The sequence below is a fragment of the Paenibacillus sp. LPE1-1-1.1 genome (assembly GCF_040676435.1).
Taxonomy (GTDB): domain Bacteria; phylum Bacillota; class Bacilli; order Paenibacillales; family Paenibacillaceae; genus Pristimantibacillus.
The window spans coordinates 408,520-421,306 of record NZ_JBEGHY010000001.1; the positions used below are offsets into that span (position 1 = coordinate 408,520).

The 12,787-nt window shown below is 47.4% G+C and carries 12 protein-coding genes; 4 read left to right on the forward strand and 8 right to left on the reverse strand.

Annotation, left to right across the window (positions count from 1 at the left end):
* Nucleotides 1-43: 43 nt before the first annotated feature.
* Complete coding sequence (locus MRBLPE1_RS02045) at nucleotides 44-1,003, reverse strand: aldo/keto reductase (RefSeq protein ID WP_364140886.1); 960 nt, start codon at nucleotides 1,001-1,003, stop codon at nucleotides 44-46.
* 223 nt (nucleotides 1,004-1,226) lie between these two features.
* On the opposite strand from MRBLPE1_RS02045, the gene MRBLPE1_RS02050 reads away from it, so the two are divergent.
* Complete coding sequence (locus tag MRBLPE1_RS02050) at nucleotides 1,227-1,610, forward strand: VOC family protein (RefSeq protein ID WP_364140888.1); 384 nt, start codon at nucleotides 1,227-1,229, stop codon at nucleotides 1,608-1,610.
* 99 nt (nucleotides 1,611-1,709) lie between these two features.
* Here MRBLPE1_RS02050 and acsA read toward each other — a convergent pair whose 3' ends face one another.
* The gene (gene acsA, locus MRBLPE1_RS02055) at nucleotides 1,710-3,434 is read right to left on the reverse strand and encodes an acetate--CoA ligase (RefSeq protein WP_364140891.1); all 1,725 of its coding nucleotides are present in this window, start codon (nucleotides 3,432-3,434) and stop codon (nucleotides 1,710-1,712) included.
* 246 nt (nucleotides 3,435-3,680) lie between these two features.
* On the opposite strand from acsA, the gene MRBLPE1_RS02060 reads away from it, so the two are divergent.
* Both MRBLPE1_RS02060 and MRBLPE1_RS02065 read left to right on the forward strand, forming a co-directional pair.
* Entirely contained in the window at nucleotides 3,681-4,316 is a 636-nt protein-coding gene (locus MRBLPE1_RS02060) for a GNAT family N-acetyltransferase (RefSeq protein WP_364140894.1), read from the forward strand.
* 50 nt (nucleotides 4,317-4,366) lie between these two features.
* Complete coding sequence (locus MRBLPE1_RS02065; protein ID WP_364140896.1) at nucleotides 4,367-5,545, forward strand: acetoin utilization protein AcuC; 1,179 nt, start codon at nucleotides 4,367-4,369, stop codon at nucleotides 5,543-5,545.
* Nucleotides 5,546-5,633: 88 nt separating this feature from the next.
* Here MRBLPE1_RS02065 and MRBLPE1_RS02070 read toward each other — a convergent pair whose 3' ends face one another.
* The 4 genes from MRBLPE1_RS02070 to MRBLPE1_RS02085 form a co-directional block, all read right to left on the reverse strand.
* Nucleotides 5,634-6,332 (reverse strand): 5'-methylthioadenosine/adenosylhomocysteine nucleosidase, encoded by a 699-nt coding sequence (locus MRBLPE1_RS02070; protein ID WP_364140899.1) that lies wholly within the window; start codon nucleotides 6,330-6,332, stop codon nucleotides 5,634-5,636.
* 5 nt (nucleotides 6,333-6,337) lie between these two features.
* Entirely contained in the window at nucleotides 6,338-7,342 is a 1,005-nt protein-coding gene (gene ccpA / locus MRBLPE1_RS02075) for a catabolite control protein A (RefSeq protein ID WP_364140901.1), read from the reverse strand.
* A 139-nt stretch (nucleotides 7,343-7,481) separates the two neighbouring features.
* Nucleotides 7,482-7,859, reverse strand: coding sequence for a hypothetical protein (locus tag MRBLPE1_RS02080; protein WP_364140904.1), 378 nt, complete (start codon nucleotides 7,857-7,859; stop codon nucleotides 7,482-7,484).
* 192 nt (nucleotides 7,860-8,051) lie between these two features.
* Nucleotides 8,052-8,489, reverse strand: coding sequence for a VanZ family protein (locus MRBLPE1_RS02085; RefSeq protein ID WP_364140907.1), 438 nt, complete (start codon nucleotides 8,487-8,489; stop codon nucleotides 8,052-8,054).
* Nucleotides 8,490-8,540: 51 nt separating this feature from the next.
* On the opposite strand from MRBLPE1_RS02085, the gene MRBLPE1_RS02090 reads away from it, so the two are divergent.
* Nucleotides 8,541-9,071 carry a type 1 glutamine amidotransferase domain-containing protein gene (locus MRBLPE1_RS02090; RefSeq protein WP_364140909.1) on the forward strand — a complete coding sequence of 177 codons (531 nt, stop codon included), beginning with the start codon at nucleotides 8,541-8,543 and terminating at the stop codon, nucleotides 9,069-9,071.
* Here MRBLPE1_RS02090 and ptsP read toward each other — a convergent pair.
* Both ptsP and MRBLPE1_RS02100 read right to left on the reverse strand, forming a co-directional pair.
* Complete coding sequence (gene ptsP / locus MRBLPE1_RS02095; RefSeq protein ID WP_364140911.1) at nucleotides 9,068-10,810, reverse strand: phosphoenolpyruvate--protein phosphotransferase; 1,743 nt, start codon at nucleotides 10,808-10,810, stop codon at nucleotides 9,068-9,070. The genes MRBLPE1_RS02090 and ptsP overlap by 4 nt on opposite strands.
* Complete coding sequence (locus tag MRBLPE1_RS02100) at nucleotides 10,807-12,693, reverse strand: glucose PTS transporter subunit IIA (protein ID WP_364140913.1); 1,887 nt, start codon at nucleotides 12,691-12,693, stop codon at nucleotides 10,807-10,809. Before MRBLPE1_RS02100 ends, ptsP begins: the two co-directional genes overlap by 4 nt.
* Between the last annotated feature and the right edge of the window lie 94 nt (nucleotides 12,694-12,787).

The window sequence follows — 12,787 nt, forward strand, 5'->3', positions numbered from 1 at the left end:
AGGCTGCTTCTTTTTTTGGTGCTTTCCGTTTCAATCCTTAAACTCAAATGACATAGGATGAATCCGTTTCAAACAATCGGCTAATTTGCTCATAATCTTCCCGAGATAAGCTCCATTTTGCAGCAGCGGCATTATCCTCTACCTGTTTAATCGTTTTAGCTCCGGTTATCACACTCGTAATTTCTTTGCGATACAGTAACCAATTGATCGCAACCTGATTTAACGGTTTTCCGATTGCCCTTGCCATACCGGTAAAGGTCTCGATAATAACGAGGTTTTTGACAAACTGCTTCTCGGAGAACAAAGGGTTTAGCTGTGCGCGCACGTCTGTTTTGGGAAGCCTCGTTAAATAATTGAATTTCCCGGTCAGCAAACCTTGTGCCAACGGGCTGTAAGGAATAAATCCGATCTTAAGCTGTTTTGCATAAGCCAATGCCGCATGCTCGACATCCCGTTGAAATAAATTATACGGCAGCTGCAAAGACACGATAGGACTTACGGTTTGTGCGGCAACCAGCTGCTGTACATTGAAATTCGATACGCCAATATGTCTGATTTTCCCCTGAGCCACCAATTGATTTAATGTTTCAAACGTCTCTTCGACCGGTATTTTTCCGCTAGGGTCAGGCCAATGAATCTGGTACAAATCAATATAGTCCGTATTTAAGCGCCGAAGGCTCTCATCCACCTCGCGCATGATATTCGCCTTACTCACGTTTATGCTAAACTGTCCCTGCTCGTTCCATTCAAGACCTGTTTTCGTCGCCAGAATTACATGCTCCCGTACCGGTTTAAGCACTTTTCCGAGCAATGCCTCCGAATGTCCGAGACCATAGGCGGGAGCAGTGTCAAAAAAGTTAATTCCTAATTCGTATGCATGGCGGATAGCGGCTTCCGTTTCGTGATCGTCCACATCGCCCCAACCCGCCTTTCCTGCGGCCCATGAGCCGAATCCAATGACAGATGGATAAAGATCGCTATTCCCTAATTTCCTAGTCTCCACCAAACAACCTCCTTAACCTATTATTCCTACCTAAATACTCGGAACTAACATCATTATTATCCATGCCAAGGTTGAAAGTCAATCCATTTTTTTCAAAATGGATACGTTCGTCCTCGACTTCTCCTTAAAGCTGCTTGACAGTAATATTGCTTCTCCCTATGATAGAGATCATTATCCATCATAAATATATTTTAAAACCTAAAATAGGAAGGAATTTATACCCATGTCCAAAAAACGGATCGATCATGTAGGCGTAATGGTAAAAAATATGGAGGCATCGATTGCTTTTTACACGGAGAACCTCGGATTTGAGCTTAAAGGACGCATACCCCACTCCAATGGCATCATAGAGCTTGCCTTTTTAGGCTTTGGTCATGAAGGCGAAACAGAGCTCGAGCTCATTCAAGGCTATAATGACAGCCTGCCGTTTGAAGGTAAAGTGCATCACTTTGCACTATCCGTTGATGATGTTCATGCTGAATTTGACCGCTTAAAACAGCTGGACATTAAATTTATCGATGATGGAATTACGACTCTTCCAAACGGTTATCAATACTTTTTCGTGAGCGGCCCTGATGGGGAATGGATTGAGTTATTTCAGCGGTAAATGATAAACGAATCTTTAATAAGACGAAAAAAGGATGTCTCCCGTTTAGGAGACATCCTTTTTATATTGAGGCAAGCTTAACCATATGCCATATGCGATTTAATCTTCGATGGTGGACAAATCGCCAGTCGGTAAGTTCAGCTCCCATGCTTTCAGCACTCGACGCATAATTTTGCCGCTTCGTGTTTTTGGAAGCTTATCTTTAAATTCGATTTCTCTTGGCGCAGCATGTGCGGATAAACCGATCTTCACGAACTGTGAAATCTCCTGTTTCAATTCATCGGAAGGCTCATACCCTTCACGGAGCGCAATAAATGCCTTTATGATTTCTCCGCGCATAGGATCCGGTTTTCCGATAACACCTGCTTCCGCAACCGCTGGATGCTCCACAAGTTTGCTTTCGACCTCGAATGGGCCAACTCGCTCCCCTGCTGTGTTAATCACGTCATCGATCCGTCCTTGGAACCAGAAGTAACCATCCTCATCCATGTAGGCCGAGTCGCCGGAAATGTACCATCCTTTTAGATAGAAATATTCCTCGTACTTTGAGGGGTTATTCCATACCTTGCGCATCATGGACGGCCATGGGGTTTTAATCGCAAGATTACCCATGCGGTAAGGCGCTACTTCATTTCCGTTATCATCAATAATTGCCGCTTTCACGCCTGGCAGCGGCTTGCCCATAGAGCCTGGCTTGATATCCATGCTCGGATAGTTACAAATCAGCTGGCCCCCCGTCTCCGTCATCCACCAAGTATCATGGATGCGTTGTCCGTAAACCTTAAGTCCCCAACGCACGACCTCGGGATTCAGCGGCTCTCCTACGCTTAGGACATGTCTCAAGCTGGACAGATCAAAGTTTTGCGATATTTCATCGCCGGCACCCATGAGCATGCGGAAAGCTGTTGGAGCGCTATACCATACGGTCACGCCGTATTTTTGAATGACGCCATACCAATCACTCGGGCTAAATCGGCCACCGCGAATAACATTTGTCGCTCCGTTGAGCCAAGGGGCAAAAATGCCGTAGGACGTGCCCGTTACCCAGCCCGGATCCGCAGTACACCAATAGATATCATTTTCTTTCAAGTCGAGTACAACTTGACCCGTATACAAATGCTGTACCATCGCATTCTGAACATGGTAGACGCCTTTAGGCTTTCCGGTAGAACCAGACGTATAGTGTAAAATAAGCCCGTCCTCGCGATCCAGCCACTCGATCTCGGCTTCATCGGACGCTGCAGTCATCTCCTGCATGAAATCGATGATGCCTTCTTCCTGCGGCACATCCTTGCCGAACACAATCACATGCTTCAGGTTCGGAAGCTCATCCCTTTTTATTCTTTTTAAGAGCGCGGGTGTCGTAATGATAGCTGTTGCTTCACTGTCCTGCAATCTATCCTTAACCGCTGTTTCCATAAACGCCTCGAATAGCGGGCCGACTACCGCACCCACCTTCAACGCGCCTAACGCGCTGAAATAAAGCTCAGGCGTACGGGGCATAAAGATAAAGACACGCTCGCCTTTTGAAATTCCGAGCTTGCGCAATACATTCGCAAAACGATTCGATTGTTTGCTCAGCTCTTCGAAGGTATAGGATTCATCACGTTCGCTGTCACTATAAAACAAAGCGACCTTGCCGCCTTTTCCTTGCTCGACATGGCGATCAATGGCCTCATATGCCATATTTACTTTTCCAGTCGCATGCCAGCTGAACTGGCTTTCGATCTGGCTCCAATCAAACGAGGTGACTGCTTCCTCATAATTCGGTAAATTAGGATTCGGTGCCGTCGCTGGAATTCGTTCTTGATGTAAGTTGATCATACTATCACTCTCCCATCAAATCTGTTTGTCTTTATCAAAAGAATACGCTTTCAATTAAATGCCGCTACTTGAGGCAAACAAGATGGCATCCAAACGCGTTTCCCAAGATTTAAACCGCCAAACTCATTATAGCATATCCTTTTTCTATTCGACTACGCTTTTCATTTGCTTCAAACTTTGCTATAAAGAATAATAGAGATTGCTGTGCGAGCACGCTTTTCAAATGCAAGAAAAGGAGGGATAGCCTTGGAACATCGAAAGCGTTTGCAGCGGGAGAGTCTCGCTCTGGACGCGGAACGCGAGCTTATTTTAGAAGGGCCGGTACCTCCTGAGCAGCTAGCTTGCATGATCATGCATAAGTCATTGGACGCGTTCCGCAGACCGACCGAGCAGCATGATGCGCTTGTCGAAATCGCCGGGCTTGCCGAGGGTAGAATCATTTTAGCCCGCGAAGGGGACGTGATCGTCGGCTATGTCACCTTTCACTATGCCGATGAGCTTGAGCGATGGTCGGAAGGCGGCATGACGGATCTTATCGAGCTTGGCGCCATAGAAGTAGCAGACGATTACCGCGGCTGCGGATTGGGTAAAAGATTGATTCAGCTTGCGTTCGCCGAGGAACAATTAGAAAATATGATCGTTTTCACGACCGAATATTATTGGCATTGGGATCTTGAAGGCACGAACCTAAACGTGTGGGATTATCGCAAGATGATGGAAAAATTAATGCAGTCCGTCGGTATGGTGTGGTTTGCTACCGATGATCCCGAAATCTGCTCCCACCCCGCAAATTGCTTAATGGTCCGCATCGGCAAAGAAGTGCCGATAAGCTCCGTTGAACATTTTGACCGGGTACGGTTTCGGCAGCGTTTTATGTATTGAATCCAAGCTTACGAAGTAGGTTTGCTTCGCAAACCTTTAGGAGGATAAAGATGGCTTCTGATGCTGTTTTCATACATCATCCGGATTCTAGCGGATATAAATTTGACGAAGAGCATCCTTTTGATCCGCTTCGGCTTACGCTTACGATTGACCTGCTCGCAAAAGTGAACGCATTGGACGAGGAGCAGATCGAGGCCCCTCCCCTCTATTCCGACGATGAGCTCTTGTCTCTCGTACATAGAACGGATTATTTGGCTGCCGTTAAACAACTAAGCGAAAATGTCCAAATCAGTGATAGCAGCCTTCTTGCTCAGCAATTCGGGCTTCATACGGAGGACACACCTTTTTTCCCCGGCATGCACAAGGCGGCCATGTCGATCGTCAGAGGCTCGCTGGCAGCTGCTGATGCCGTTATGACGGGCCGGACGAAGCATGCCTACCATCTTGCCGGCGGATTGCACCACGCCTTTCCTGACCGCGCTTCAGGCTTTTGCGTATATAACGACGCGGCAGTCGCCATTAAGCATATTCGCCAGACCTATGGCGCCAAAGTTCTTTACATCGACACGGATGTTCATCATGGCGATGGTGTGCAATGGGTTTTTTATGACGACCCCGATGTTTGTACCTATTCCATACATGAGACCGGTAAATTTCTGTTTCCTGGCACAGGCTTTGTGCATGAAAAAGGTACCGACCATGGTTTTGGCGCATGCTTTAACGTACCGCTTGAGCCTTACACGGAGGATGATTCCTGGCTCGAAACATTTAATATGACCTTGCGTAAAGTAATATCCTACTGCAAACCGGATGTCATTATCAGTCAACACGGCTGCGATGCCCATGCCTATGATCCGCTCTCGCATATTCACTGCAGTATGCGCATCTATGCAGAAATCCCCGCCATTATACATGAATTAGCCCATACCTATACGGATGGCCGGTGGGTAGCCCTTGGCGGAGGCGGGTATGATATATTTCGCGTCGTTCCTAGAGCCTGGTCTCTCGTATGGTTAACCATGATTGACCATCCGATTACACATGAAATAGCTGCCGGCAAAGAAATAGCTCTTCCCGACAGTTGGCTGAAGCGCTGGGCATCTGTTAGCCCGTTAAAGCTGCCTTCAAAGTGGATGGATGATGCAGCCGATATCGAACCGATGCCGAGACGTTCGGAAATCGCAGATAAGAATAGGATCATTCAGAATATTGTTATACAGGAACTATAATTGTGGATCCCCATTACGTTTACTCAACGCAAAGAAAGAACCAGCCGCGATGCATGCATCGCGGCTGGTTCTTTCTGGTATGATTTGGTTAAATATTTTTTACGATATCTTCGATAATTTGGTAGGAATGTTTAGACGCAGTAACGGTAAACTCCGCGAAGTTCACATGTGCCGAACCGTCCGCTTTATCCGACATCGAACGAATAATAACAAACGGCGTTTCGTTCATATCGCACACCTGCGCAACAGAAGCGCCTTCCATCTCCGCGCAAGCGCCGTGAAGAGTTTCATGAAGCAGCTTTACCGTCTCGCGGCTAGCAATAAACTGGTCCCCTGAAAGTACCTTTCCCTTCAAGCTGCGACCAGAGAAGAGCCTTGAGCTAGCAGAAGCCGCAAGCTCGATTAGGCGGTCATCCGCTGCAAACTCTGATCTGGGATGGAAAGGTATCGTTCCGCGGGCAAAGCCCAGCGGGGAGCAGTCCATATCATGCTGGATGCAGCTCGTAGACACCACGATATCGCCAATGTTCAACTGAGGATCAATGGCCCCTGCTACACCCGTAAAGAGAACACAATCAGCACCGAGGTCAAGCAATATTTGTGTGCAGACAGCCGCATTCACTTTGCCGACTCCCGATTTGCAATAAATGACCTCTTTACCATGAAGGATCCCTTCATAATATGTAATTCCCGCTTTCTTCACTTGAGACGCTATGTTTACATGCTCATGCAGCAACTCGATCTCTTCCGCCATAGCGCCTATAATTCCTATTTTGTTAAAAGACATTTTTATTATATTCCTCCAACTGATTGACGCGTAACCATTTCATGCGGCAGCACCACTTTGGATTGATCTACATTTTCTTTTTTCATCAGCTTGGTGAGCAAACGCATGGAAACGGCGCCGATGTCATACATCGGTTGAGCGACAGCCGTCAGCTGAGGGCGAACCATCGATGCCATGCGGCTGTTATCCACGCTAATAATGGAAATATCATCAGGGACCTTTAGACCGGAATCCTGAATGCTATGAATGGCGCCAATCGCCATTTCATCGGTTGCGGAGAATACTGCCGTAGGACGCTCGTCCAATTCAATAAAATATTTCATCGCTTCTGCGCCGGATTCATACCGGTAATTGCCAATACGGACTAACGCGTCGTCATAAGCAATGCCAGCACCTTCAAGCGCGCGCTTGTAGCCTTGGAATCTTGCATAGCCGATAGATGGATCCTGCAGCGTTCCGCTAATCATTGCGATACGTTTATGCCCTTGCTCAATCAGCTTCTGAACCGCATCAAACGCTGCATCCTCATGATTGATATCGACAGACGGAATCTGTCCGCTCTCATCAGATGTCGCACAAAGTACGATCGGAACGTTCGCTGTCTTAAAAGCTTGCAAATGCTCTTCCGTTACCGCTCCACCCATAAATAGCAAGCCATCCACTTGCTTCTCCAAAAGGGTGTTGATAACACGGATTTCTTTGTCTTTTTTCTTATCCGCGTTACACAAAATAATATTATAATGATACATATTAGCAATATCTTCGATACCGCGTGCTACTTCCGCAAAAATAGCATTTGAAATATCAGGGATAACAACGCCGACCGTAGTCGTTTTCTTGCTCGCAAGACCTCTTGCTACAGCATTCGGACGATACCCGAGTCTTTCGATTGCTTCATATACTTTCTTGCGTGTTGCGGGCTTCACATTAGGATTGTTGTTTACAACCCGTGAAACCGTAGCCATCGACACTCCTGCTTCTCTTGCTACATCATAAATGGTTACCGTCACAGTGGTTCTCTCCATTAGCTCAGATTTAAATTAACGTACGACGCATATTAACGTAATCATACGACAAAATATTACTTTTCGCAATGTTGACGCATGATCGGCTCTGCTGCGCGGTATGTAAAAAAGCAATTCAGAGCACTTATGTAAGCAGTGTACGACGGCTGATTTGCTCAAGCCTTTTCTTTAAATCCGTAATCCAAGCCTCATCATTAAGCGTTTGGGCGAGCAAATACAAATCAAGCAGCTTATTAATTCTCTGCTCGATCAATCTCTCAAAAGCAGATTGGTCGGTTTGCAGCTTCTCCGCTTTCGCTTCTACCAGCAAGTTTGCCCATTCATTGCATTCATTGAACAGAAACGTTTGTTTATTGGGTTGGGCGCCAAGTTGGGCGATTAAACCAGTTAAATCCGGTTTTACATCCGGAAATACTTCACTTCGGTTACAGTTCGTACAGGAGAATATAGGGACGTTATCAATTTCTACCTTCCCTGAATAAATGACTGTGCGCAGTTTCATCTTCATGATGTCACCACAATGACACCTCTTATGCAAAGTGGTCCACTCCTTCTTAATAGCAGCTAGCTGTGCCAGCATAGCTTTCAGAGTTCTAATCTATAAATGATTCGACCATTTTCGCGCAAATTCCTGCTTACACAGTCTTGTAATTTTTACTACTAAAACGTTTTAAAAAAGATCTAAAGAGGTTAGCTATGGAGCAACTTTTCTCCATTTCGAACGCACCCATGGCATCGCTGCCAGAGCCGTCCAAATCGCCGCTCCGATCATGTCATTTCGGACATCCAATGGATCGGGCATCCTGCCCCCTACAAAGGACTGATGATATTCATCCGTAATGCCATATAATCCGCAAAGCAGTACGATACAGACCTTCATCCAAAAACGGTCTCCTTTTTTTCCGATTCCGTAATCAAGCGCGAGCGCAAGAATGAAATAAGAAACAAAATGCCCCCAATTGAAGCCTTCCATAAACGGAAAAAACTTTTGAAAAAAAGGAAGAAAGGTGTCGATCTCGTCGCTCGTTCTTGAAGACAAAGCAAATATAACGGCCATCCAGGCCACAGCCGGTATAAATCGCAGCAGCCGTAAAGCTAATAATGATTCGGTTATCGGTTTCGTTTGCTTCATTGTTGCTCCTTCGTTACAATAATAGAGATCTTAATAGATGGAGGGGAAAATATGTCCTTACAAAACAAAACCGTCATCTGCTTGCTAGACGACGAATTCGAAGATTTGGAGCTATGGTATCCTGTATATCGGGCACGCGAAGCCGGCGCCACCGTCCTGTATGCTGGTCCCGAAAAAGGCAAAACGCATATTGGCAAATACGGCGTACCCGCCGTCGCTGACCTTTCTTTCGATGAAGTGAACAGCAATGATATTATCGGCCTATTGGTTCCGGGCGGCTGGGCACCCGATAAATTGCGCCGTTATCCAAAAGTGCTTCAGCTCGTACAAGAGCTGAATGCGGCAGACAAACCAATCGGTCAAATCTGCCACGCAGGCTGGGTCCTCATTTCAGCAAAAATTTTGGAAGGACGCAAAGTCACATCAACGCCAGGCATTCGTGATGACATGGAAAACGCTGGAGCGACTTGGTTTGATGAAGCTGTCGTTGTTGACGGGAATCTGATCTCTGCACGCCGACCGCCCGACCTTCCTCCCTATGCAAAAGCTTTCGTAGATGCGCTAGTACAGCGAATGGGTTAACCATTCGCTGTTTTTTTGTCAATGCGATCCATAAATGCCGTTAACAGCGCAAGTGTCTCCGTACTTGTACGGCAGCTGTGTAATTGTTCAAATACCTCTCTGCTCTCGATTTGCGAGGTGCTCAGCAATCTTTGCTTAACCTGCAAAATAGAATGCGAGGACATGCTAAGCTCATCCACGTCTAAACTGAGCCAAATCGGAAGCGCCCTTAAATCACCGGCAAGCTCCCCGCAGACGGCGACTGAAATACCGGCCCGCTTGGCAGCTTCAACCGTCATGCGCAACATTCGAATCAAGGCTGGATGATACGGCTCATACAAATGGGAGATCTCTTCATTCATCCGATCAACCGCTAAGGTAAATTGCACCAGGTCATTGGTGCCGATGCTGAAGAAATCAACCTCTTCCGCAAGCAAATCGGCAATCATAACGGCTGCAGGCACCTCGATCATAATGCCGATCTTCATCCCTTTGTCATAAGGGATACCTGCTTCCTCAAGCTCCAGCTTAGCTTCGTTTAACACGGCGTTTGCCGCACGCACCTCGTCAACCGATGAGATGAGCGGGTACATGAGCTTGACTTTACCGAAATGGCTTGCCCGCAAAATGGCGCGAAGCTGCGTTTTAAACAAATCTTTGCGGTCTAACGAAATCCGAATGGCTCGATAGCCAAGGAAAGGATTATCTTCCTCCGGCAATTCAAAATAATCAAGTTGTTTGTCCCCGCCGACATCAAGCGTGCGAATAACGAGCGGCTCGCCTCCCAGCCTTTCTGCCACGCTTCGGTAAACATCGAATTGCTCCTCTTCTTTTGGAAACCGGTTGCGGTCCATATACAGAAATTCAGTACGGAACAAGCCCACGCCGTGCGCACCGGAGGACAAGGCAATTTCAAGCTCTTTAAAAGAGCTGATATTGGCGGCCAGCTCAAGTCTTTTTCCATCCGGCGTGACCGGACGATGGCCGGCAATGCCGTGAAGCCGTTTTTTGGCTTCTGCTTGGCGGTCATGCAGCGCCGTATAGGCATCGATGACTTCTTGCTCAGGATTAATATATACGGATCCGTCATTGCCATCGATAATCAGCGTCTGACCGGTTTGTATCGGCTCCTCGAGTTTGGTCTCCACGCCGACAACGAGCGGTACGCCAAGCGCCCTTGCCATTATGGCGGAGTGCGAGGTCGTGCTGCCAGCCAGCGTAACAATGCCCAGCACATGCTGCGGATTAATGTGCGCGAGCTGAGAAGGGGAAAGCTCTTTTGCGATCAAAATAAAAGGCTGCGTGTCCATAGGCAATGTTATTTCCGGAGCGCCTAGCAAATGCTTTAGCAGCCGGTTTCCGACATCCTTGATGTCCAGCGCGCGCTCCTTCATATATTCATCGTCAAGCAAGTCGAACATGGTGACAAAATGGTCAATGGCTTCCTTCACGGCAACCTCAGCCGCTTTGTACTGGCGCTGGATAATGCCTTGAATTTCATTCATAAAGACAGGATCGTCCAAAATGGCTATATGAGCGTCGAATATGTGCGTTTCCTCCGTGCCGACTACATCTCGCAGCTCGTCCTTAATCTGTTCGATTTCCGACTTAGAGGTACGAATGCCTTCGTATACACGTTCGAACTCCCGGGCAAAATCCGCTACGTCAATCTTTTGCTCCGGCAGCTCCCATTCCCAGTTCGGAAGCACAAACGATCTCCCAATCGCTATGCCTGCTGACGCCCCTATTCCTTGAATCATTGTGTTTCCCCTCCACCGTTTCTCTCTTTAAGTACAACAGACAACACCGAGGACTGCCCCTTTTTCACCGCTTTGAACGGTGCAAACCTCCAGGAATGAACAAGATCTGAATTTGTGATCACCATTGGGGTAGCAAGCGACTTGCTTTCCTTCCTCACCCGCTGCAGATCAAACTTGATAAGCATCATGCCCGGCGTAACTTCGTCGCCTTCTTTAACCAGCGCGTTAAAATAAGCTTTGCCTGCCAGACGCGACGTATCGATACCGATATGAAGAAGTACTTCCAGTCCCTCTGGCGTAAGCAAACCAATGGCATGCATCGTCGGATAAATATGAATGACTTTCCCTTTTACCGGTGAAACAAGCTCCCCTTTCTCGGGGATGAACGCAACGCCTTGTCCAACGAGCTTTCCGGCAAAAATCGGATCGGGCACCTCGTCAAGCGGAATCATGCGGCCCTGCATCGGCGAATGGAACAGAACCTGTGCTTGATCGCGATGAATCGTCTTAATCATTTCTTCCCGAATAAGCTCAGAGTACGTTCCGAACACGACTTGTACCTGTCCTCCGCCTAGCTTAATTACGCCTGCAGCGCCAAGATTGCGCAGCGCATTTACATCGAGCAGCTTGTCGTTTGATACTTTAAGCCGCAGTCTTGTTATGCAGGATTCCATTTTGACGATATTTTGTTTGCCCCCGATCGCCTGCAAAATAAGAGGCGCGCGATATGGAATATCCCCTGCCCATTCATCGAGTTGAGAGCCTTCCTCGCGGCCGGGGGTAGGGATTCGAAACCTTCGGATTGCCCAGCGGAACAAGAAGTAATAAATAAATCCGACTACGATGCCAATCGGTATTATAAGCCAGCCTCTTGTCGCCAAATGCTCATTGATAACAAAATCGATAGCACCCGCCGAGAATGAAAATCCGTGTCTTATCCCCAGTTCATAGGTAACCCACATGATAATACCTGATAATATGGCGTGAACGACATATAAATACGGGGCAACGAATAAAAAAGCGAATTCAACCGGCTCGGTAACGCCCGTTAGAAACGATGCCAACGCCGCGTATAGAAAGGTTTTCCGGATTTTAGGCTTTAAATCTTCACGAGCTTCGTGAATGATAGCAAGCGCAATGGCGGGCAATGCGAACATCATCGTCGGATATAAGCCTGCCATAAAAACGCCCGCAGTTGGATCTCCCGCAAAGAAACGCGGCAGGTCGCCGTATACCATTTTCCCGGTTGCGGTCTCATAGCCCCCAATCTGGAACCAGAATACATGGCTAACAAGATGATGAAGGCCGAACACGACCAAAATCCGATGGACAAAACCATATAGGAATACCCCGAAGCCGCCGCCGGAAGCAACGATTTCTCCCAGTTCAACAAGCAGTTTCTGCAGGTACGGCGCGACATTGATCATGCCTATGGAGAACAGCAGGCATATGACGCTTACGAACAGCGGAACAAATCTCGGTCCGCCAAAAAACTGTATGTATTCCGGTAAACGAAGACTTTTAAAGCGCTCATGGCTAACGCCAGCAATAATACCGATCAAGGTGCCTATGAGCACAGTCGGTTCGATAGGGACCTCGGCAGAACCAGTTATGCCGCTGTAGATAAACATGCCTACAAGGGCAGCCATGCCGGCTGCAAGCGCGTTTCCCGTTAACCCAAGCGATATGCCAAGCGCAAAGATATATGGTAAAAACGTAAAAATCGTTTCGCTGGCCGTTACTAAATAACCTTCCATGCCTGGCAGTCCGATGTACGCCCACGGCAGCTTGCTTAAGCTTAAAAAAATAGCCGCGCCGGGCAATACAATCATCGGCAGCATAAATGCTCTGCCGAGCTGCTGCAGGCTTCCCATAAAAACCATCTTGCACCTCCTAAAGTTTTGCGCAGCAAAACTGACTTCGTAAGCATTAGCTTTGTTTTGCGCAGCAAAACTAACTTCGTAATCCCAATCGCAA